At 68.9% G+C, this 21,854-nt stretch carries 20 protein-coding genes; 11 read left to right on the forward strand and 9 right to left on the reverse strand.

The window, feature by feature from the left end; genetic code table 11:
- Positions 1-14: 14 nt before the first annotated feature.
- Positions 15-2,711, forward strand: coding sequence for a pyruvate, phosphate dikinase (gene ppdK, locus ACE3T2_RS04230; RefSeq protein ID WP_374655035.1), 2,697 nt, complete (start codon positions 15-17; stop codon positions 2,709-2,711).
- 56 nt (positions 2,712-2,767) lie between these two features.
- Here the strand turns inward: ppdK and ACE3T2_RS04235 are convergent, their stop codons facing one another.
- Positions 2,768-3,379, reverse strand: coding sequence for a TetR/AcrR family transcriptional regulator (locus tag ACE3T2_RS04235; protein WP_374655039.1), 612 nt, complete (start codon positions 3,377-3,379; stop codon positions 2,768-2,770).
- Positions 3,380-3,475: 96 nt separating this feature from the next.
- Between ACE3T2_RS04235 and ACE3T2_RS04240 the strand changes: the two genes are divergently transcribed.
- The 6 genes from ACE3T2_RS04240 (at position 3,476) to ACE3T2_RS04265 (ending at position 8,916) form a co-directional block, all read left to right on the forward strand.
- Positions 3,476-4,156 carry a GNAT family N-acetyltransferase gene (locus ACE3T2_RS04240; protein WP_374655041.1) on the forward strand — a complete coding sequence of 227 codons (681 nt, stop codon included), beginning with the start codon at positions 3,476-3,478 and terminating at the stop codon, positions 4,154-4,156.
- Positions 4,157-4,207: 51 nt separating this feature from the next.
- A complete protein-coding gene (locus tag ACE3T2_RS04245; protein ID WP_374655043.1) occupies positions 4,208-4,516 on the forward strand; it encodes a hypothetical protein in 309 nt (102 codons plus the stop codon).
- A gap of 152 nt (positions 4,517-4,668) precedes the next feature.
- Complete coding sequence (locus ACE3T2_RS04250) at positions 4,669-6,162, forward strand: hypothetical protein (protein ID WP_374655045.1); 1,494 nt, start codon at positions 4,669-4,671, stop codon at positions 6,160-6,162.
- A 2-nt stretch (positions 6,163-6,164) separates the two neighbouring features.
- Positions 6,165-7,205: a mechanosensitive ion channel family protein gene (locus ACE3T2_RS04255; RefSeq protein WP_374655047.1), complete on the forward strand. Its 1,041-nt coding sequence runs from the start codon at positions 6,165-6,167 to the stop codon at positions 7,203-7,205.
- 6 nt (positions 7,206-7,211) lie between these two features.
- Complete coding sequence (locus tag ACE3T2_RS04260) at positions 7,212-7,649, forward strand: DUF488 family protein (RefSeq protein ID WP_374655049.1); 438 nt, start codon at positions 7,212-7,214, stop codon at positions 7,647-7,649.
- Positions 7,650-7,722: 73 nt separating this feature from the next.
- On the forward strand, positions 7,723-8,916 hold the full coding sequence (locus ACE3T2_RS04265) for a M48 family metalloprotease (RefSeq protein ID WP_374655051.1): 1,194 nt from the start codon (positions 7,723-7,725) through the stop codon (positions 8,914-8,916).
- On the opposite strand, the gene ACE3T2_RS04270 is transcribed toward ACE3T2_RS04265, so the two are convergent.
- The 6 genes from ACE3T2_RS04270 to ACE3T2_RS04295 form a co-directional block, all read right to left on the reverse strand.
- Positions 8,913-9,260 (reverse strand): DUF3325 domain-containing protein, encoded by a 348-nt coding sequence (locus tag ACE3T2_RS04270; protein ID WP_374655053.1) that lies wholly within the window; start codon positions 9,258-9,260, stop codon positions 8,913-8,915. The two genes, ACE3T2_RS04265 and ACE3T2_RS04270, sit on opposite strands and share 4 nt — an antisense overlap.
- On the reverse strand, positions 9,257-10,843 hold the full coding sequence (locus ACE3T2_RS04275; RefSeq protein ID WP_374655055.1) for a PepSY-associated TM helix domain-containing protein: 1,587 nt from the start codon (positions 10,841-10,843) through the stop codon (positions 9,257-9,259). The genes ACE3T2_RS04270 and ACE3T2_RS04275 overlap by 4 nt, the downstream gene beginning before the upstream one ends.
- Entirely contained in the window at positions 10,840-11,163 is a 324-nt protein-coding gene (locus ACE3T2_RS04280; protein WP_374655057.1) for a hypothetical protein, read from the reverse strand. Before ACE3T2_RS04280 ends, ACE3T2_RS04275 begins: the two co-directional genes overlap by 4 nt.
- Before the next feature lie 3 nt (positions 11,164-11,166).
- Complete coding sequence (locus ACE3T2_RS04285) at positions 11,167-13,371, reverse strand: TonB-dependent siderophore receptor (RefSeq protein ID WP_374655059.1); 2,205 nt, start codon at positions 13,369-13,371, stop codon at positions 11,167-11,169.
- Positions 13,372-13,511: 140 nt separating this feature from the next.
- Positions 13,512-14,378 (reverse strand): sigma-70 family RNA polymerase sigma factor, encoded by an 867-nt coding sequence (locus ACE3T2_RS04290; RefSeq protein WP_374655061.1) that lies wholly within the window; start codon positions 14,376-14,378, stop codon positions 13,512-13,514.
- 37 nt (positions 14,379-14,415) lie between these two features.
- A complete protein-coding gene (locus ACE3T2_RS04295; RefSeq protein WP_374655063.1) occupies positions 14,416-14,736 on the reverse strand; it encodes a putative quinol monooxygenase in 321 nt (106 codons plus the stop codon).
- Between the two features lie 167 nt (positions 14,737-14,903).
- Between ACE3T2_RS04295 and ACE3T2_RS04300 the strand changes: the two genes are divergently transcribed.
- From ACE3T2_RS04300 to ACE3T2_RS04310, 3 genes are read left to right on the forward strand one after another with little or no spacing between them, the layout of a single operon-like run.
- On the forward strand, positions 14,904-15,458 hold the full coding sequence (locus tag ACE3T2_RS04300) for a sugar O-acetyltransferase (protein ID WP_374655065.1): 555 nt from the start codon (positions 14,904-14,906) through the stop codon (positions 15,456-15,458).
- A 36-nt stretch (positions 15,459-15,494) separates the two neighbouring features.
- Entirely contained in the window at positions 15,495-16,172 is a 678-nt protein-coding gene (locus tag ACE3T2_RS04305) for an HAD hydrolase-like protein (RefSeq protein WP_374655067.1), read from the forward strand.
- Positions 16,169-16,696 carry a GrpB family protein gene (locus ACE3T2_RS04310; RefSeq protein ID WP_374655069.1) on the forward strand — a complete coding sequence of 176 codons (528 nt, stop codon included), beginning with the start codon at positions 16,169-16,171 and terminating at the stop codon, positions 16,694-16,696. Before ACE3T2_RS04305 ends, ACE3T2_RS04310 begins: the two co-directional genes overlap by 4 nt.
- On the opposite strand, the gene ACE3T2_RS04315 is transcribed toward ACE3T2_RS04310, so the two are convergent.
- Complete coding sequence (locus tag ACE3T2_RS04315; RefSeq protein ID WP_374655071.1) at positions 16,683-17,798, reverse strand: beta-ketoacyl-ACP synthase III; 1,116 nt, start codon at positions 17,796-17,798, stop codon at positions 16,683-16,685. The genes ACE3T2_RS04310 and ACE3T2_RS04315 overlap by 14 nt on opposite strands.
- Before the next feature lie 283 nt (positions 17,799-18,081).
- Between ACE3T2_RS04315 and ACE3T2_RS04320 the strand changes: the two genes are divergently transcribed.
- Positions 18,082-18,618 carry a porin family protein gene (locus ACE3T2_RS04320; RefSeq protein ID WP_374655073.1) on the forward strand — a complete coding sequence of 179 codons (537 nt, stop codon included), beginning with the start codon at positions 18,082-18,084 and terminating at the stop codon, positions 18,616-18,618.
- Positions 18,619-18,704: 86 nt separating this feature from the next.
- On the opposite strand, the gene ACE3T2_RS04325 is transcribed toward ACE3T2_RS04320, so the two are convergent.
- Positions 18,705-21,794: a TonB-dependent receptor domain-containing protein gene (locus ACE3T2_RS04325; RefSeq protein WP_374655075.1), complete on the reverse strand. Its 3,090-nt coding sequence runs from the start codon at positions 21,792-21,794 to the stop codon at positions 18,705-18,707.
- Positions 21,795-21,854: the final 60 nt, after the last annotated feature.

Below are 21,854 nucleotides of genomic sequence, written 5' to 3' on the forward strand. Positions count from 1 at the left end.
AGGCCTAGAAGGATATGTCGACCGATACGCTGACCAAGTCGCGCTGGGTCTACGCCTTCGGGGGCGGCGGCGCCGACGGCGACGCTTCCATGAAGAACCTGCTGGGCGGCAAGGGGGCGAACCTCGCCGAGATGTCGTCCCTGGGCCTGCCTGTGCCGCCCGGCTTCACCATCACCACCGAGGCCTGCGTCCATTATTACTCGAACGACAAGCAGTACCCGGCCGAGCTGAAGGATCAGGTCGCCGCCGGCCTGGCCAAGGTCGAGGAGATCACCGGCAAGACCTTCGGCGATGCGTCCAACCCGCTGCTGGTCTCGGTCCGCTCCGGCGCCCGCGCCTCGATGCCGGGCATGATGGACACCGTCCTCAACCTCGGCCTCAACGACGAGACGGTCGCGGGGCTGGCCAAGCTCTCGGGCGACCGCCGCTTCGCCTTCGACAGCTATCGCCGCTTCATCCAGATGTACTCGAACGTGGTGCTCGACCTCGACCACCACATGTTCGAGGAGATCCTCGACGAGCATAAGGAGCGCCTCGACGTCACAGTCGACACCGCGCTCTCGGCCGAGGACTGGGAAAAGGTCGTCGCCGACTACAAGGCCGCCGTCGAGCAGGAGCTGGGCAAGCCGTTCCCGCAGGACCCGCACGCCCAGCTCTGGGGCGCGATCAGCGCCGTCTTCGCCAGCTGGATGAACGACCGCGCCAAGTTCTACCGGCGCATGCACGACATCCCGGAAAGCTGGGGCACGGCGGTCAACGTCCAGTCGATGGTGTTCGGCAATATGGGCGACAGCTCGGCGACGGGCGTGGCCTTCACCCGTAACCCGTCGACCGGCGATGCGCGCCTCTACGGCGAGTTCCTGATCAACGCCCAGGGCGAGGACGTCGTCGCCGGCATCCGCACCCCCCAGGCCCTGACCAAGATCGCCCGCGAGGAGATGGGCGAGAAGGCCCTCTCGATGGAAGAGGCGCTTCCCGAGGTCTTCGCCCAGTTCAAGTCCGTCGTCGAGAAGCTGGAAAAGCACTATCGCGACATGCAGGACATCGAGTTCACGGTCGAGCAGGGCCGGCTCTACATGCTCCAGACCCGCAACGGGAAGCGCACCGCCAAGGCCGCGCTGAAGATCGCGGTCGACCTGGCCAGCGAGGGGCTGATCACCCAGGAAGAGGCGATCATGCGGGTCGAGCCCGCCAGCCTCGACCAGTTGCTGCACCCGACCATCGACCCGTCCAGCCCGCGCGACATCGTCACCACCGGCCTGCCGGCCTCGCCCGGCGCGGCCACCGGCAAGATCGTCTTCAACTCCGACGAGGCCGAGCGTCTCGGCACGGCGGGCGAGGCGGTCATCCTGGTCCGAGACGAGACCAGCCCTGAAGACATCCACGGCATGCACGCGGCCCGCGGCATCGTCACCGCCCGCGGCGGCATGACCAGCCACGCGGCCGTGGTCGCGCGCGGCATGGGCCGTCCCTGCGTCTCCGGGGCCGGTGAAATGCAGATCGACGGCAAGAACGGCGAGTTCCGCGTCCGCGGCCGCACCTTCAAGGCCGGCGAGGTCATCACCATCGACGGTTCCAAGGGCGAGGTGCTCGCTGGCACGGTCAAGATGATCGAACCCGAGCTGACCGGCGACTTCGCCAACCTCATGGCCTGGGCCGACAAGGCTCGCCGCCTGAAGGTCCGCGCCAACGCCGAGACCCCGCTGGACGCGCGCACCGCCCGCCAGTTCGGCGCCGAGGGCATCGGCCTCTGCCGCACCGAGCACATGTTCTTCGACGACACCCGGATCGCCGCCGTGCGCGAGATGATCCTGGCCGACGACGAGGCCGGTCGCCGCGCCGCGCTCGCGAAGATCCTGCCGATGCAGCGCAACGACTTCGTCGAGCTCTTCACCATCATGGAAGGGCTGCCGGTCACCATCCGCCTGCTCGATCCGCCGCTGCACGAGTTCCTGCCGCACACCGAGGCCGACCTCCAGGCCGTCGCCGACGCCACGGGCGTCGACGCGGCCAAGCTGATGCGCCGCGCCAAGGAGCTGCACGAGACCAATCCCATGCTCGGCCACCGCGGTTGCCGCCTGGCGGTCTCCTATCCCGAGATCTACGAGATGCAGGTCCGCGCCATCTTCGAGGCGGCTTGCGAGATCGCCGAAAGCGGCAAGGCGGCGCCGATCCCCGAGATCATGCACCCGCTGGTCGCCAAGGGCGAAGAGATGCGCTACCTGCGCCAGCTGACCGACAAGACCGCCCAGGCGGTGCTCAAGGAACGCGGCCGCGAGATCGAGTATCAGGTCGGCACCATGGTCGAGCTGCCTCGCGCGGCCATCCGCGCCGGCGACCTGGCCCAGAACGCCGAATTCTTCTCGTTCGGCACCAACGACCTGACCCAGACCACCTTCGGCATCAGCCGCGACGACTCCGGCCGGTTCCTGGGCGCCTATCTGGAAAAGGGCATCTTCGAGAAGGACCCCTTCGTCAGCCTCGACCAGGACGGCGTCGGCGACCTGATCCGCATCGCCGCCGAGCGTGGCCGGGCCGAGCGCCCGAACGTGAAGCTCGGCATCTGCGGCGAGCATGGCGGCGACCCGGCCTCGATCGAGTTCTGCGAGAGCATCGGCCTCGACTATGTCAGCTGCTCGCCGTTCCGCGTGCCCATCGCCCGCCTCGCGGCCGCCCAGGCCGCGGTCGGCGGCATGGAAAAAGACCGCTAGGCGGTTATGACGGCTCCCCTCGGGGAGCCGTTTTTCTTTGGCTCGAGCGGCCGCCGCTAACGCAGGACGGTCGCGATGAAGTTGTCGATGAAGCGGCCGACCGCCCGCTCGACCTCGACGCGTTCGGGCATGTCGGGCGCGGCGGCGAAATGCTCGCGCCGGATCTGGGTCAGGCCGGCGGCGAACATCCGGGCCGTCTCGCGCGGGTCCGGGGCGATCATGCCGTGGGCCTGTGCGAAATGTCCGCAATAGCCGGCCAGCAGGTCGATCTCCTGGTGGAACAGCGCCTCGTGGAACCTCGCCCGCCCGGGTCCGTCGGGTCCTTCGCGGTTCACCATCGCCATCAACTGGTGCTCGCGCGGGTTCATCCAGCGCTCGACCAGATGGCGGCCGCAGATGTGGAAGAACTCGGCCGGCGCATCGGCCAGGGCGCGGTATTCGGCGCTCCTCAGCCGCTCGACGAACTCGGCCGGCCCCCATTGCCCCAGCACCGCCTGGTACAGATCGTCCTTGCCGGCGAAGTGGTTGTAGAGGCTGCTCTCGCGCAGGCCCGCGGCCCGCGCCAGCATCCGCATCGAGGTCCCGGCGAAGCCGTGCCGGGCGAACAGCTCGAGGCCCGCGTCCAGGATCCGCCGTCGCGTCGTTCCGTCCTCGGCCGGCTGCGGCACTGGCGCTGGTCTCCCGCTGATCGCCTCCGCTCGTACGACGAACGATCGACCGTCACAATCGCTTGCTTGCGGCGCCCGCCGCGCTATCTGCCTGTCATGAGCGATCTCCTCGAACGCCCCGTGTGGTCGGCCCTGACCGGCCGCCAGTCGCCGCTCTCGCTGACGGAAGGCGCGGCCGTGCGCTTCGCTCCGCCGTACGGCCTGTTCGCCGCGGTTCCCGACTATTCGCCGGGTAATCTCTCCGACCTGGCGGCCCTTGTCCGCAGCCATGGCGACGTCGCCCTGGTGGAAGCCGAACCGCCGCCGGCCATCCCGGGACTGGCCGTCCGCTCCCAGGCGCTCTGCTGGCAGATGGTCGCCGAGATCCCGAGCCCGGTCGGCGAGCCGGCCTTCGAGATGACGCCCTTGGGCGAGGCCGACGCCGCCGAGATGCTGGCCCTGGCCACCCTGACCGCGCCTGGGCCGTTCTTCTCGCGCACCCACGAGTTGGGCGCCTTCATCGGCGTGCGCCAGGGCGGAGCGCTGATCGCCATGGCCGGTGAGCGTATGCAGCCGGCCGGCTTCACCGAAGTCAGCGGCGTCTGCACCCATCCCGACCATCGCGGCCGCGGTTATGCGGCCGGCCTGATCCTGGCGGTGGCCGCCCGCGTGCGCGCCCGCGGCGAGATCCCATTCCTGCACTCCTACGCCGCCAACCGCGGGGCCATCGCCCTCTACGAAGCGCTCGGCTTCGAGTTCGCCCGCGAGCTGACCATGACGACCCTGACGGCGGGCTGATGACACTCGGCGTTTCGGCGGAGTAGGCTGTCGCCGGATAAGGAGCAGGCCATGCCGATTGCGTTGCGGACCCGTCGCGAACCAGCCGTGCGCGTGGAGGCGCCCGCCCGCCGCGCTCGTGGGCAGTCGATCATCGTCGCCCCGCGCGCTACGCCGGCCGGCGCGATCGGACTGGGCGCCATGGGCAGCGTCGCGCTCGGCGCCATCGCCTTCGGAGCTTTCGCGGTAGGGGCGCTGGCGGTCGGGCGTCTGGCCATCGGCCGGGTCGGTGTCGGTCGCGCGCGCATCCGCAGCCTGGAGATCGACGAGCTGACCGTGCGCCGCCTCACCATCCTCGACGACGGCGAGCCGCGTCGATAAGCGCGAGGCCGCCGGTTTCGGCGCCCGTCGTGCGTTCTTGTCGAAACTAGAGCCCCACTCGGCGTTTTGGGTGTTTCCACCAGAGGCTAAGGGGCTCTAACGTCCGGGCAAACGCCGCCGGGGAGGCGGCTTCTCGGAGCTAAACCACAGACATGCGTAGGTTCGTTGCGCCGCTGATCGCGGCCCTTTGCCTGCCCGCCGCGGCCATGGCCGCGGCTCCCATCGCCAATGACGGCCTGGCCCGTATCCAGATGCAGGTTGAAACCGGCTTCCTCAGCGGCGAGGAGCGCCAGGTCGTCAATCTGCTGATTCAGGCGGCTAACGAGATGACCGCCATATACAAGCGCCAGGAAGCGGGCGAGGGGCCGGGTCACGGCTTCTATCCGCCCGGCATGACCAAGGCGCAGCTCGACGCCTACATCGCCGCCCATCCAGACCAGAAAGCCGCCCTCATGGATGGCTACACGGTGGTGAAGCGCCAGGGCGACAAGCTGGTCACCGTTCCCTACAACGTCGAGTACAAGGCCGAGCTCGACCGCGCCGCCGCCTTGCTTGACAAGGCCGCCGCCATCACCACCAACCCCAGCCTCAAGCGGTTCCTGACCCTGCGGGCCAAGTCGTTCCGCACCAACGACTACTTCGAATCCGAAATGGCCTGGATGGACCTGACGGGCACGCCGATCGAGGTCGCCATCGGCCCCTACGAGACCTACACCGACGAGCTCTACGGCCAGAAGACCGCCTTCGAGGCGTTCGTGACCCTCAAGGACCCCAAGGAATCCAGCGCCCTCGACAAGTACAAGGGCTACCTGCGGGCCATGGAGGAGAATCTCCCGGTCGACAATCGCTATAAGAACTTCCAGCGCGGCGGCGAATCCCCGATCGCGGTGGCCGAACAGGTGCGCGGTGGCGGCGACAACACCCAGGGGCCGCAGACCATCGCCTTCAACCTGCCCAACGACGAGCGCGTGCGCGAGGCCAAGGGCGCCAAGAAGGTCGTCCTCTCCAATGTGCTGGGCGCCAAGTACGAGCGCATCCTCAAGCCGATGGGCGACCGCGTCCTGGTCGCGGACCAGGCCTCGCTGGTCGCCAAGAAGTACATGACGCTGGAGACGCTGTTCCACGAGCTGTCGCACAGCCTGGGCCCGGGTTCGATCACCGTCGATGGGCGCGCCACCACCGTCACCGCCGAGCTGAAGGAGATCGGCGGCACGGCCGAGGAGGCCAAGGCCGACGTCATGGGCGTCTACAACATCCTCTTCATGATGGATAAGGGCGAACTGCCCAAGGCCGAGCGCTCGCAGCTCTTCGCCACCTACATGGCCGGCATCTTCCGCGCCGTCCGCTGGGGCGCGGGCGAGGCCCACGGCCGCGGCGCGGCCCTCCAGTACGGCTATCTGAAGGAAAAGGGCGCCTTCACCTGGGATGCGGCCGCCAAGCGCTACCGCGTCAACGACGACGCCATGCAGGCCGGGATCACCGCCCTGGTCGCCGACCTCGTCAAGCTGCAGGGGAACGGCGACTATGCGGGCATGGTCGCGTTCTTCGACAGGTACGCCAAGCTCGACCCGGAGGCCGAGAGCGTGATCGCCACGCTGAAGGACATCCCGGTCGACATCGCCCCGATCTACCCGGACAAGATCTGAGCATGGAGCGAGAGATCTCCGCCGATTTCAGGTCGCTGGCCAATCTCGAGCTTGTCCAGCTGGGCAAGACCTCGATCACGCTCGGTTCCCTGGCGGCGGCGATCCTCATCGTGGCGGCGGCGATGGTCGCCGCCCGTCTGGCCGCCGGCGCGATCCGACGCATCCGCGGCCGGGCGGGGGCCGAGGCTGGGCCTTCGATCTACATCTTCGAGAAGCTCAGCACCTACGGCCTGATCATCTTCGGGGTGATCGCCGCGTTCTCGACGCTCGGTCTGGACCTCTCCTCTCTCACCCTGTTCGCCGGGGCCCTCGGCGTCGGCCTCGGCTTCGGCATGCAGGGCATCGTCAAGGAGTTCATCTCCGGCCTGGTGCTGCTGTTCGACAAGCTGATCCGCATCGGCGACTACATCGAGTTGCAGACCGGCGAGCGCGGGATCGTCGCCGAGATCGGCCCGCGCGCCACTCGCATCCGCAACAACGACGACCTAGACGTCCTGATCCCGAACTCGCGGCTGATCGAGGCGCCGGTCACCAACTGGACCCATCAGAACGGTGCGCGGCGGATGCACATCCCCTTCCGCGTGGCCTACGGCGCCGACAAGGAGAAAGTGCGCGAGGCGGTGCTGCGCGCGGCCCACGCCGTGCCCTTCACCCTCAAGGACACCTCCGCGCGCCGCACCCAGGTCTGGCTGGTCGGCTTCGGCGACAGCGGCATGTCGTTCGAACTGGTGGTCTGGCCGGCGCTGGAGGCGGTCAAGCGCCCCAACGCCACCCATGCGGCCTACACCTGGGCCATCGAGGACGCCCTGCGCAATGGCGGCTTCGAGATCCCGCTGCCTCAGCGCGAGTTGCGGGTCCGCGCCGTCTTCGGCGAGGAGGGCGACGACGCCCGCGAGATGCTGGGCCTCAAGGGTCATGCCGCCGCCACGGTGCGCGAGACCGCCCCCAGCACCAACGACGCGGCCGAGGACCTGGCCCGCGGCGCCGAGCAGGACGCCGCCGAGCGCGCCGCCGCCGAACAGAACCGCTCCCCGGCGCGTTAGGCCGTCATGACGCGGCCCCTCGCCACCATCGGTTACGAAGCCCGCACCCAGGCCGCGCTGATCGAGGCGTTGCAGGCGGCCAAGGTCGAGGTTCTGATCGACGTGCGCGCGATCGCCGCCTCCCGCCGGGCGGGTTTCTCCAAGACCCTGCTCGCCGCCAGTCTGGCCGAGGCCGGCGTCGACTATCTGCACCTGCGCGAGCTGGGCACGCCCAAGCCCGGCCGCGACGCCGCTCGCAAGGGCCGCATCGCCGAGATGACGCAGATCTTCGAGGCGCACCTGGCCGAGCCGTCCGCCCAGCTCCAGCTCGCCCAGGCCAAGGAGGTCGTCGCCCGCCGCCGCGCCGCCCTGCTGTGCTTCGAGGCCGACGCCGCCGGCTGTCACCGCAAGATCCTCGCCGATCACATCTGCGCCGACCTCGGCTGCGCCATCCGCCACCTCTAGCCTTGCCGACAATTCACCTGACAAGGGCCGCCAGCTCTGGCCTCCTGGCGTTCGAGGACAGGGGAGGGGCGAGATGGCCCAGGGATTCGATCCGGCCGCGGCGACCGCGGCCTATCTGGCGCAGTTGCCGCCGGAGGCCCACGCCAAGGCGACCGCCTATACGCAAGGCGGTCACTGGCTGCTGCTCTGGGGCGCGCTGATCGCCGTCGCGGCGGCCTTGATCGTTCTTCGCTCCGGAGTGCTGGTGCGGCTGCGCGCGGCCATCGAAAGCCGCAAGGCGCGGCCCTGGCTGGCGGCGGTCCTGGTGCTCGGCCTGGACGCCGTGCTCGAGACCCTGCTGGGCCTGCCCTGGAACATCTACACCGACTGGTGGCGCGAAAAGTTCTACGGCCTGACCAGCCGATCCCTGGGCGGCTTCCTGGGCGAGTTCGCGATCACCGGGACCATCTCGGTGGTCGTCACCGTGGGGCTGCTCTGCCTGCTCTATGCCCTGATCCGCAGGACGCCGCGCACCTGGTGGCTGTGGGGCGGCGGCGTGGTCGCGGTGTTCTTCGTGGTCATGCTGGTGCTGGCGCCGGTCTTTGTGGAGCCGCTGCTCAACACCTACAAGCCGGCGCCGTCAGGCCCGGTCCGCGACGCCATCGTGCAGATGGCGGAGGCGAACGGCGTGCCGCACGACAAGATCTACGTCTATGACGGCTCCAAGCAGTCGAACCGCTACACCGCGAACGTCTCGGGCCTGTTCGGCACCGCGCGCATCGCCCTCAGCGACGTGATGTTCGCCAAGGGCGCCGATCTTTCCGAGATTAAGGCCGTGGTCGGCCACGAGATGGGCCACTATGTCGAGGGCCACGCCCTGCGCATGGCGGCGAAGTTCGGCCTGCTGGCCCTGGCCGGCTTCTTCCTGGTCGACCGCCTGTTCGCCCCGGTCGCGCGGCTGCTCGGCGCACGCGGCGTCCAGGGCCTGGCCGATCCGGCCGGTTTCCCGGTGGTGGGGATCATCCTGGCGGTTCTCGGCCTGCTCGCCACGCCGATCTACATGACCATCGTCCGCCAGGGCGAGGTCGCGGCCGACCGCTATTCCCTGGTTCACGTCAACGAACCGGATGGACTGGCCAAGGCGTTGGTCAAGACCATCGAGTACCGCGCCGCGACGCCCTCGAAGCTCGAGGAGACCTTGTTCTACGACCACCCCGCGGTCGGCAATCGCGTGCGCATGGCCATGGACTGGAAGGCCGCCCAGATGAAGGTCGACGCGGTCCGCTAGGCGATCCCGACCAGGAAGGCGCTGGCCGCCAGCATCGCCCCGAAGAAGGCGGCGCCCGCTCCGGCCGGCGCCGTCCGCTTCGGCCGATAGGTGACGCCCAGCGAGGCCGCCGCGGCGCCGGCCGTGATCGCCCAGGCCCATTCGACCGGCCCGAACTTCCAGCCCGTGGACCAGACCGCACATGCGAAGGCCGCGGCCAGGCCCGCCGCGCCCGCCGCGCGCAATCGCGGCTTCAGGCGCGGCTCCAGCCGCCTGCCGAACAACTCGCCCTGGTGCTTGTCCATCGAGGCGCAGATCGCCACGAACCCGGCGAAGGCGAAAAGCAGCGTGGCCAGGTGGATCATGCGGCCTGCTCCATCGGCTTGGCGGCGGATCGCTTGGCCTTCACCGCCGGCCTGTAGCGCGCGGCCTTCCAGCCGCAGTAGGCGACGCCTGCGCCCAGCACCGGGAGGGTCAGGTCGAAGGCGACCATCGCCCAGTCCCCGCGCAGGGCGTTGGCGACGAGATTGCGGTGCGGGGTGGTGATCGCGCTGACCAGCGGCAGGGCGGCGATCATGAAGCCGGCCGCGCCCAGCGCCTCGGCCCAGGCCTTCTTGGCCGGCCGCAGGCAGGCGTAGACGATCATGCCGCCCCAGGTGATGAAGACGCTCTGCACCTCCCAGTCCGACCGTTCCGCCATGCCGGCGGGCAGCAGGCGGTTGGCCCACAGCATCGCCGCCATCCCGGCCGGCACGCCGGCGATCGTGCCGATGTTCAGCCGCTCGACGAGGCGGAAGCCGAAGTGGGGCCGTTCGGGATCGGGCAGTTGCTGGCGGCGCTTGACCGTCCACAGGATCAGCCCTGTCGCCACCATGGCGCAGCCGGTCAGGCCGCAGAGGAAATAGAGCCAGCGCAGCGCCGGCTGGGCGAACCGGCCCATGTGCAGGCCGTACATGGCGCCTTGCGTCACGTCCGCCGCTCCAGCCTGGGGCGAGCCGCCGACCCGCCTGCCGGCGTGGTCGAAGGTCAGCTGTCCGCCGCGATAGCTCAGCTTGTCGCCGGAATGGCGCGTGACCTCGATGCGCGCGGCGGCGTCGCCCGGATTGCTGATGTTCACGATCCAGGGTCGTCCGCCGCCCCAGGCCCGGCTGGCCTCGCCCAGCACCTGGGGCAGGGGGGCGAGCGGGGCGGCCACGCCGCTGCGCTCGACCTCCTCGGCCTGCGGGAACATCGCCTGGAAGAAGGTGTCCTCGCTCTTGTAGTTCGCGACCACGCCCCAGGGCATGTAGAGGCTCATCAGCGTGACCAGACCGGTGTAGGTGATCATCGCGTGGAACGGCAGGGCCAGGACCGCGGTCATGTTGTGCGCGTCCAGCCACGAGCGCTGCGCGGCCTTGGCGGGCCGGAACGTGAAGAAGTCCTTGAAGATGCGCTTGTGGGTGATCACGCCCGAGACGATCGCCACCAGCATGAACATGGCGCAGAACCCCGCCACCCAGCGGCCGAAGATCACCGGCATGTAGTGCATCTGGAAATGGAAGCGGTAGAACAGCTCCCCGCCGCGGGTTTCGCGCGGCTTGACGACCTCGCCGGTCGCGCTGTCCAGCACCGCCTGGTTCTCGCTGCGGCCGCGGCGGCGTGGGCGGTCCTCCTCGCCGGGGGCGGGCTGCGGCCGCCAGAAGACGCGAACCGTCGCTTCGCGCTCGTCGGGCAGGGTGATGGACCAGCTCCTGGCGTCGGGCGCGACCTTCTGGAGATAGGCGACGGCGGCCGCCGCCGCGCGGTCCGACCCGCCCGGGACGCCCGTCTCGGGCTGCATCCAGCGGGTGATCTCGGGCCGGAAATAGGTGGCCGTGCCGGTGCAGAACATGGCCAGCAGCACCCAGCCGACCAGCAGGCCGGTCCAGGTATGCAGCCACGACATCGATTGGCGGAACGAGCCGTTCACAGCCGCGGCTCCACCAGCAGCGAGATCCACAGCAGCGACGCCAGGCTCGCGCAGCCGCCCGCCAGGCCCAGCCACACGCGCCAGGTCTTCGGATCGCCGAAGCACCAGACCGCGACGGCCGCATAGACCGCGAACGACAGGGTGGTGGCCGCTATGGTCGCCTCGACGGGCGAGCCGGGCAGCACCCGCGCCAGCACCGCCGTGACCAGCGCGGCCAGCAGATAGCCGACGAAGATCGCGGCCACGGCGCGAGCGGCGACGTCCGCCCGCGCCATCCAGGTCGGCCCGGCCTTGCGGCGGGCGGTGGGAGTTGCGCCCATGGGTCAGAACCCGGCCCGCAGCGTCACCGTCACCTTGCGCGGTTCGCCGAAATAGCCGCCGTTGTAGAAGCCGACGCGGCGGTAATAGGTCTTGTCGAACAGGTTATCGACGTTGACCGTCAGGCTCAGCCGCTCGTTCCAGCGATAGCGCGCCATCAGGTTGGCCAGCACGTACGAGCCCTGGCTGACGTTGCGCCGCACGGTGGCGGTGTTCGAGGTCGGGACGGTGGCCAGCGTGTAGATCTCGCTCTGCCAGTTCAGCCCGCCGCCGACGGTCAGGCCTTGCAGCGGCCCGGTCAGGTCGTAGGTGGTGTAGATGCGGGCGATGTTGCGCGGATTCAGGGTGTTGATGCGCACCTTCGCCGCGTTCTCGGTGTAGGCGTAGGTATAGCCGCCGGCCACGCGCCAGCGCTCGGTGATCTGGCCGGTGACCTCGGCCTCGACCCCGCGGGTCTCGGCCCCGCTCACCGCGCGATAGGCCGAACTGCCGTCCGGCAGCAGGAAGCCGTCGGGTACGGTCGGGTCGATTTCGGCCAGGTTGTCCTGCTTGACGTAGAAGCCGACCAGGGAGCCCAGCAGCCGCCCGTTCAGGAACTCGCCTTTCAGTCCGCCCTCGTAGTTGGCCCCGATCACCGGCGCCAGCAGTTCGTTGAATTTGTTCCTGTTGCTCTGCGGCTTGAACAGGTCCGAATAGCTGACATAGGCCGAGACTTGCGGGGTGATGTCGAACACCGCGCCGAAATAGGGGGTGATCCGGTCGGCCGAGTAGGCCCCGGTGGTGTTGGTGTAGCCGCCGGCCAGGTTGTAGCGGTCCGTCTTGGTCTCCCACTCGCTGCTGCGCACCCCCACGATGACCTTCAGCCGGTCGATCGGGTTGAAGCGCAGCGCGCCGTAGACGCCGGATTCCTTGGTGCGCGCGATCTGGTTCGGCGTCCCCAGGTTGACCACATAGGGTTCGGGAATGCGCCCGTCCCAGGTGCGGATGTCCGGGATGGTCATCGGGTAGGGGCGGGGCCGGCTGGTGTCGATGGCGGCGTTCATCGTCGTGCCGTCGCGCTCGTAGCCGTTCACCCCGACCACCAGCTCGTGCTTGCGGCCGAACAGCTCGAAAGGACCGGTCGCATAGACGTCGTAGCCGGTCTCTTCTTCCTCGTAGATGTTGAAGTAGTCGGCGACGATCAGCCCGCCTCCGGTCTGCCGGTCGGGATAGCCGCCATAGCCGTAATAAAGCTTGGCCGTGGACTCGCTCTGGCGTCTGTTCAGGGCCACGCGCACAAGCCAGTCGCCCGGCAGCTTCTGCTCGATCGCGCCATATAGGTTGCTGGTGTTGCGGTCCCAGCTGCTCCAGCGCGCCGCGGCGTTGTAGGACGGCGAATAGCTGGTCGGCGTCCCGTCGCGATAGAACATCGGCGAGGTGCCCCAGGTCGTACCCCGGGGCGTCACCTCCAGATAGTCGTAGCCGATCCGCGCGAGTGTGGTGTCGGTCAGGTCGGCCTCGATCACGGCCAGAGCGACCTTCTTTTTCTCTTCCAGGAAGTCGATGTACGACTCCTTGTCCTCGAAGGCGCCGGCCACCCGCGCGCGCACCCGGCCGGCGGCGAAGATCGGGCCCGACAGGTCCGCCTCGACCCGGCCGCGGTTCCAGCTCCCGGCCACCAGCCCGACCGAACCCTTGAGATCCAGGGTCGGCGCCTTGCGGATCAGGTTGACCGTGGCCGACGGATCGCCCGAGCCGGTGACCAGCCCCGTCGCCCCGCGCACCACCTCGACCCGCTCGTAGATCAAGGTGTCGCCCATGGTGCTGTTACCCGACGAGTAGGTGGTCGGCACGCCGTCGAGCTGGAAGTTGGCGATCGCGAACCCGCGCGAGGTGAAGTTCACCCGGCTGGAATCGTTCTCCTGCACCGTGATCCCGGTGGTCTGCTCCAGGACGTTGGCGATGGTCATCAGCCCGAAGTCGTCCATCCGCTCGCGGGTGATCACCGTCACCGACTGCGGGGTCTCCTTCAGCGACATCTTCAGCTTGGCCGCCGATTCCGTGACCTTGGCCGCGTAACCGTCGCGCGATCCGGTCACCACCACGCCTTCGACCGTGCCTTCGGCCTCCGCCTCGTCCGCCAGGGCGGGGGAGGCCAGCGCCGTGCTGGCGAGGAGCACGGCCAGCAGCAAGCCGGCGGGACGGGACGGAACGGAACTCGGACGACGCAACGGACAAACCCCCAATGACGGAACCAGCGCGCAAGGCGCGACCGGGGGTTTAGCGTCGCCTGATCTTTTTGCAAACGATGCTTAGAAGCAATCGCATAGAGCGCCATCGCGACGGCGCCGGCCGCCCCTGTGAGGCGCGCTCAGAGCAGGCGGATAATGACGCCCTCAAGAGCGTAGCGCGCATAGAGGAAGTCGTGCACGCGGCTGACCTGGCCGCCCTCGAAGTCGAGGACCACGAAATAGGCCGGCGCCTCCATGGACACGGCGCGCTCGTAGACCAGCATGGCGGGGTGGCCCTCGACCGCGCCGGCGGCGTAGGCCCAGCGCTCGCGCGCCGCGTCGTAGGCGCCGTAGTACAGGCTCACCTCGCCCTTGCCGCGCTTATGCAGGGTGGCGACCAGGTCCAACTGCACGTCGTCGGCCAGCATCGCCCGCACGGCGTCGAAGTCGCCGGCCTTGAAGCCCTCGACATAGGCGGTCAGCCGGCTCCGCATCGCATCGGGCAGAGCCGGGGGTCCGGCGTCCTGCGGCTCGGCCGCCAGGTCGCGCAGGCGCACGCGGCCCCGCTGCAGGGCCGACTTCACCGCCGGCTCGGTCGCCTCGGTGATGGCCGCGATCTCGCTCAGCGAATGGCCGAGCACGTCCTTCAGGATCACTGCGCCGCGCTGAAGGGCCGGCAGCCGCAGGAAGGTGGCCAGGCTGGCGGCGGCGATGTCTGGATCGGGTGTCTCGGGGGCGGCGACCATGGCCAGCTCCTCCTCGGTTCCCAGCTGGGCGGCCCGCTGCCGGCGGCGCAGGAAGTCCAGGGCGCAGTTGTGGGCGATGCGGAACAGCCACCCCTGCGGATTGTCCAGCGGCCCGGCGGCCTCGCGCCCGGCGAAGGCCTTGAGCATCGTCTCCTGCACCACGTCCTCACCGTCGATGGTCGAACCCGTCATGCGCGCGCAATAGCGGTGCAACGCCGGCCGCATCGCCGCCAGCAGGCTGTCGAAGTCGCGCGCGGTCATAGGCAGGTCCTCTTGCAGGTCAGGCTTGGTAGCGCGATCAGGCCTGACGCGCATAGGCAAGCGAGCCGGCGGTGGAGTCGAAGGCGGCCAGCGCCGCGATCTTCGGGAAATAGGCCTGCATGCGCGCGTCGGCCTGCATCGCGCTGACCGCGGCGGCGTCGCGCCACTGCGAGATGATGATCACCCGCGTCCCGTCCGTCGCGGCGATGAGGCTGGTGGCGCGCCAGCCGTCCAGGGTGACGATCACCGTGTCGACGTTCTCGCGCAGCAGGTCGAGCAGGGCGGACTGGTTCGCAGGCTCGCAGGCCAGCACGTTGACAAGGGTCGTCGCGGCGGGCGTGAGGGTGATGGCGTTCATACTGGCGTCTCCGGGCCGGGCGAGCGCCGGAATTGGCCTCGCTGATGGGGAGACGACACAGGGGAGTGAAACGGATCGGTCTGGTGGAAATAATTCTTCGGAGCCGCGCTCCGCTCGCCGATCCCGGCGAATCCGCGAACGCTCGCCACCCTCGAAGGAGCTCCCCCATGGCCAATGACCGCACCCGGCTGATCGCCCGGCGGACCCCGGAATCGGCGGCGATGACCGCGAACGTCCGGCGCGCGGCGCAGATCATGCCGCGGCTCAACCGCCTGACCTTCAACGACGCTGACGAGGTCCGCGCCCTGTTCGCCGAACTGACGGGGCGGCCGGTGGACGAGAGCTTCCTGCTGGTCCCGCCGTTCTACACCACGGGCGGAACCGAGATCCGGGTCGGGCGGGGCGTCTTCGTCAATCAGAACTGCACCTTCTACGATCTCGGCGGCATCGATATCGGCGACGAGGTGATGATCGGGCCCAATGTCAGCCTGATCACGTCCGGCCATCCCATCGAGCCCTCGAGGCGCCGCGACGGCGTCACCGCCGCCCCGATCGTGATCGGCCGGAATGTCTGGCTGGCGGCCGGCGTCACCGTCATCGGCGGGGTCACGATCGGCGAGAACTCCGTGGTCGCGGCCGGCGCGGTGGTGACCAGGGACGTCCCGCCGAACACCCTGGTCGGCGGCAATCCCGCTCAAGTGATCCGCTCCATCGTCGAGTAGGGCTGTCTGCGGGCGGCGCAGCCGCTAGGCTTGGCCATGGTCACGCCGCTTCCCACAGTCCTGCTCGACCTCGACGGCACGCTGGTCGATTCCGAGCCCGGCATTCTCTCGTCGGTCCGCGCCGCGCTCCAGGCTCTCGGCCACGCGCCCGACCCGTCGCTGGACATCTCGGGGATCATCGGCCCGCCCATCGAGGATATCATGGGCCTGCTGCTGGCCCGCTACGGCGACGACAGGACCAGTGAGGCGGTGGCGGCCTACCGCGACGACTACGGTCGCCAGGGCCTGTTCGGCAGTCGGCCCTACGATGGCGTGCCCGAGGCGCTGGCCGCCCTGCGTGACGCCGGCGCCCAGCTGATCCTGGCCACGTCCAAGCGCCGCACGTTCGCACAGAAGATCCTCGCCCATATCGGCCTGGAGGGATTGTTCGCCGCCGTCTATGGCTCGGAGCCCGGCGGCGCCCTGGATCACAAGCCTGAGCTGATCGCCCATATCCTTGAGCGTCACGGCCTGGCCGCCGACCGCTGCGTGATGGTCGGCGACCGCCGCTACGACATCGCCGGGGCCCATGCGAACCGGATGCGCGCGCTCGGCGTGCTTTGGGGCTACGGGGAGCGCGAGGAGCTGCAGAGCGCCGGCGCCGACGACCTCGTGGCCGATCCGTCGGACTTGCCCGTCGCGGCGCTCGCCATGCTCCAGGCGCGCGCCCGATGAGCGCGCCGCTCCCCGGACTGCCGCACGGCAAGGTCTTTCTCGCCCCGCATGACGTGCGCTGGCGCGGGCTCTTCGAGGCCGAGGCCGCGCGCATCGCCGCCGCCCTGGGCGGCGCGCCCCTCGCGATCGAGCACTATGGCAGCACATCGATCCCGGGCATCGACGCCAAGCCGGTGATCGATCTGCTGGTCGGCCTGCGCACCCTCGACGAGGCGCTGACCTACGTCCCGGCCATGGAGGCTCTAGGCTATGACTTCGCGCCCCATGCGGGCGTCCCGGGCCACCACGTGTTCGGCAAGGGCGCGGCGCGCACCCACCTGGCGCACTTCGTCGAGCATGGCGGGGTCCAGTGGCGCGCGTGCCTGGCCTTCCGCGACGCTCTGCGCGCCGACCCGGCCAGGGCGGGGGCCTACCAGGCGCTCAAGCGCGAGCTGGCCGCCCGCCATCCCGACGACCGCGCCGCCTACACCGCCGGCAAGGGCGCGTTTGTCGCGACGGTCCTTCGGGATGCTACCGCTTCCTGACGAAGACCGTGCCGGCCGAGTAGCCCGCGCCGAACGAGCAGATCAGCCCGGTCTCGCCGCTGGCGAAGTCCTCGCTGGCCTTGTGAAAGGCGATGATCGAACCGGCCGACGAGGTGTTGGCGTACTCGTCAAGGATAATGACGTTCTCGCCCGGCGCCGGCTCGCGGCCCAGCACGCGTTTGCCGATCAGTTCGTTCATGTTGATGTTGGCCTGGTGCAGCCACATGCGCTTGAGGCTCGTGGGGTCGAGGCCCAGGTCGCCGGCGTGCTCGACGATCATCTCGGCCACCATCGGCACCACCTCGCGGAACACCTTGCGTCCTTCCTGAACGAACAGCTTGTCGGCCTTGCCGACGCCCTCGGGCGCGGCGCGGTTCAGGAAGCCGAAGTTGTTGCGGATGTTGTTCGAGAACTGGGTCTTCAGCCGCGTGCCCAGGATCTCCCAGCCGCCCTTGGCGTCCTCGGCCCGCTCGACGATCACCGCCGTCGCCACGTCGCCGAAGATGAAGTGGCTGTCGCGGTCGCGGAAGTTCAGGTGTCCCGAGCAGATCTCGGGATTGACCATCAGCACCGCCCGCGCCGACCCGGTGGAGACGAAGTCGGCCGCGGTCTTGATACCGAAGGTCGCCGACGAACAGGCGACGTTCATGTCGAAGGCGAAGCCCTCCAGGCCCAGCGCCTGCTGCACCTCGATGGCCATGGCCGGATAGGCCCGCTGCATGTTCGAGGCTGCGCAGATCACCGCGTCGATGCGGGCGGGATCTCCGCCCCATCGGGCGATGGCGTCCTTCGCCGCCGCCACGGCGATCTCCGCCAGGACCGAGATCTCCTCGTTAGGACGCTCGGGCAGGACCGGAGCCATGACCTCGGGGTCGACCAGGCCGCTTTTGTTCATGACGAAGCGCGACTTGATCCCCGACGCCTTCTCGATGAATTCGGCGGAGGAGGGGGTGAGGGCGGCGACCTCGCCGGCCTCTATGGCGTCGGCGTTGGCGGCGTTGAACCGCTCGACATAGGCGTTGAAGGTCTCGACCAGCTCGGCGTTCGAGAGGCTGTGCGGCGGGGTGAAGAGGCCCGTGGCCGCGATCACGGCTTGATGCAAAACGCGTTCTCCGATCGTCGCTCCTCTACGCCCGGGAATCCTCCCGGCCGGGAGCTTTGCGCCTAGTGATACCACGTCCGTTTACGCCGTCAGCCTGCCGACGATCTGCGGGCACGGCGCTGGTTCAAATCCGGCGATCTGAGGCTGAAAATGCCCTGTTGCCGATATGACACAGCCACAATTCGTCTCGGTATGGCCCGTGAACCGGCCCTTTCTCGCCGCGTTTGGGAGCGACCTACACGGGCGGCTGGGGATGGCCAAGCTTGAGTAAGGAGTAACCATAATGAACAAGAACATGTCTCTCGTCGCCGTTGTCGCCGCCGCCACGCTCGCCGTCCCGGCGATCGCCAGCGCGCAGGATTCCGGCATTACCGGCTACGGCTCCGTCGGCTACAGCCACCACGATCTCGAAGGCGCCGACGTCGGTGCGATCCAGGGCCGCCTCGGCGCCCGCTTCAACCCCTACCTCGGCGTCGAGGGCGAACTCGGCTTCGGCGTGCGCAAGGACGACATCGACGTCGCCGGCGTGAAGGGCAAGGCCGAGCTGAAGAACCAGATGGCGATCTATGGCGTCGGCTTCCTGCCGGTCGCCCCGAACGCCGACCTCTTCGCCCGCATCGGCTACGGCAAGACCGAAGGCAAGGTGTCGGTGCCCGGCGCCAGCGCCAAGGCCGACGGCGAGAGCTGGAACTACGGCGTCGGCGGCCAGTACTTCTTCGACGACAAGAACGGCGTGCGCGCCGACTACACCTACCACGACTTTAAGGACGACGGCGGCAAGGCCAACGTCTGGTCGGTGGGTTACGTCCGCAAGTTCTAAGGCTTAACGCCCGAACTTGAGACAATTTGGGGCCGCCTCTGCACAGGAGGCGGCCCCTTTTGCTTCCGGGCCCCGGAGGGGTGGGCCTAGAAGCTGTAGCGAAGGGTGAAGCGCACGCTGCGCGGTGACTGGTAGCTGCGCGGCTTGCCGTAGGTCGCCACCGGGACGCCCGGCAGGTCGCGGGTCTCGCCGGCTTCGACCACCCGCGTCACCGCCTGCTCGTTGAACAGGTTGAACACGTCCAGCGCCGCGCTCACCGAACCGAAGCCCTCACGCTCTCGGATGAGGTCGTAGGTGATGTTGAGGTCGGTGTTCGTCACCCAGTCGGTTCGCCCGCTGGCGCCGCGCGGGGTGCGCACGCTGTGGCCGTTCACCGGGCAGTACCAGGCCGAGGGCTCGCCGCCGGCCGACGGATCCTCCTCGTTGTAGCCCAGGCAGCCGTATGGGCGGCCCGACTGGGCGTAGAAGTTGGCGCCGACCCGCAGGGCGTCGGTGACCTGATAGGCGCCGAACAGCTTGAAGGTGTGCCGGTGATCGTTGGGCAGGTAGCCATAGGCGCCGTCGGCCAGGAAATTGGCGTCGAAGTCCTGGGTGATCGAGGTGTCGGTCTGGCCGACGTCCGACTTCACCGCCCCCTCGTAGTTGCCCCGCGACCTGGCCAGCACGTACGAGCCTTGCAGCGCCCAGCGGCCGTCGAACGGGCGCTCGAAGGTCAGCTCCAGGGCGTCGTACCTGCGCTTCACCTGCGGCAGTTCGAGGTCCTCGGCGGTCAGGTCGACCCGGGTCAGGTTGGTCCCGCCGGGCCCGTGGCCGAGGTCCAGCATCACGTTCGCCGCCTTGCCGGGGTTCAGCATGATGTAATGGCCGGTGAACAGGTCGTTGGAGCTGTCCTCGTCCTCCGATCCGGCCACGCACAGCGGGTTCTTGGTCCGCGCGCAGTAGCGGTCGATCACCCCGCCGCGGCCCAGGTCCGTGTCCTCGATGGTCGAGGCCAGGTTGCGGTGGACGTAGCGGACCCCGCCGCGCCAGCCGTCCAGCAGCCCGCCCTCGAACTCGTGCTCGTAGCCGAGGATGAACTCTTCCTCGAACATCGCCTCGATGTTGCTGGCCACCACCTCGCGCGGATTGGGCGCGACGGGCCGGGCGAAGATCGCGTCGGGCCGCAGCCGCTCGCCCAGCACCGGCACGCCGGCCGCATCGCGCACGATGCTTCCGTCCGGGTTCACCGTGATGGCGCGGTATTCCTGGTGATAATCCTCGCCCGAGACCTCGCGGATCGAGGTGTTGGTCGCGATCGGCAGATAGTAGCGGCCGAACGAGCCGTAGACCTTGTCGCGGCCCTCGCCGCGCGGGTCCCAGGTGAAGCCCAGCCGCGGGGCGAACTGGTCGTCCATCTGGATGTAGCTCTGGCCGGCGCGGTTCTTGTAGTCGTACTGGTCGAGCCGCAGCCCTGCCTGGATGGTCAGGTTCGGCGTGACGTCCCAGGAATCCTGCGCATAGATCGCCGTCTGCTCGGCCGAATACTCGCCGCCCGAACCCAGCACCGTCTTCAGCGCATAGGGCTGGGCCGGCAGGTTGGTGCCGGTCGGGACCCGGTTGAACACGTCCAGGAAGTAGCCGCCGTTATAGGCGTGCACGTCGCTGGAGCGCAGCTCCTCCTTGTCGTAGCCGACCCGGATGTGATGGTCGCCCAGCAGGCCGCGCACGTAGAAATCGGCGTCGATACGATAGGTTGTGCGCGTATCCTCACCCACCGGCTGTAACGGTACGACGGTGTTGGCGGCGGTCAGGAACGAGGTCGTGGTCGTGCGCCGGTCGCGGATCCGCGGCACGCCGACCAGCGGCCCGGTATCCTCCTGGCTGGACTCCTGCTTGCCGTACAGCGCCGAGAGGGTGAACCAGTCGGTGAAGGCGCCGGTATACTTATAGATCTGGTTGAAGCCGCCGGCGTTCTCCGTATAGCCCAGGCCCTGGCCGGTGATCCCCGTGCGCGCGTCGCGGTTCAGGAACACCTGCTGGGTCTCCGACTTGTCGGAGAACAGCGTGGCCTCCAGCCGTTGGGTGTCGGTAATGTTGAGGTCCAGCTTGGCCAGCCAGCGCGGGCTGGTGGTCTTGTTGTAGGTCTGCACGCCCGTATGCAGGTTGTTGCCGCTCAGGCCCTGCGAGGCCATGGCGAAGTACTCCTTGGTCGAGCGCGGATTGACCAGGGCGAAGAAGAACAATCGGTCCTTCAGGATCGGGCCGCTCAGATAGACCGAGGTGTCGAGGGTCTCCAGGCTGGCCATGCGGTTGTAGATCGTCGCGCCTGACACGCCCGAGCCGCCGGCCGAGAACGCCTGCGGCGCGTGGCTGCGCAGCACTTCGGGCGCATAGGTCAGGGTCGCCCCGCCGTGCCACGCGTTGGAGCCCGACTTGGTCACCATGTTGACCACCCCGCCCGTCGCGCGGCCGAACTCGGCCTGATAGCCGCCGGTCTTCACGTCGATGGTGGCGATGGCGTCGAACGGCAGGTCGGCGTAACCGAGCAGGTTGCGCAGGTCGGTGACGTTCAGGCCGTTGATGTAATAGACGCTCTCGGCCGCCGAGGTGCCGCTGACCACCAGGGTGCTCTGGTTGCGGCGCGAGCTGGCGTTGATCGTCGCGTCGGGCCGCGAGACGCCGGGCGTCAGCAGGGCCACTCCCGCGATGCTGCGCGCCAGCGGCACGCGCTCGGCCATCTCCTCGACGTTCACCGCCAGCCCGGTGTCGGTGCGGGTGAAGTCGCGGGTCTGACGCACCCCGGTGACCACGAACTCGCTGACCGTGCCCTGGGTGAGGGTGAAGACGAACGACGAACCCCCTGACGAGACGGAGATCTTCTGGTTTTCGATGGCGTTGTAGTCGCCGGCCGAGACGTCGACGTCATAGGCGCCGAACGGCAGGGCGTTGATCTGATAGCGGCCGTCGGCGTCGGTGGTCGCCGTCCGCGCCACGCCCTGGCCGGACCGCAGGTTCACCTTGGCGCCGGCGATGGGCTTGCCGGCCTCGTCCTGCACCCGTCCGGTCAGGTTGGCGGAGGTGTAGTCCTGCGCCACGGCGGTGGCCGGGACGGCCAGCATGGCGCCGGCCCCGAGCGCGGCGGCCGCGCCCAGCAGGGTGGAGGCGAGCAGGCGCCCCCGGATCGTCGAAATGGTCACGTCAGTTCGCTCCAGTCTTCGGAGCGGGCCCCGGCCCGCCGGGCGTGTGGCGGACGCCGA

This window comes from Phenylobacterium sp., assembly GCF_041919955.1.
Taxonomy (GTDB): domain Bacteria; phylum Pseudomonadota; class Alphaproteobacteria; order Caulobacterales; family Caulobacteraceae; genus Phenylobacterium.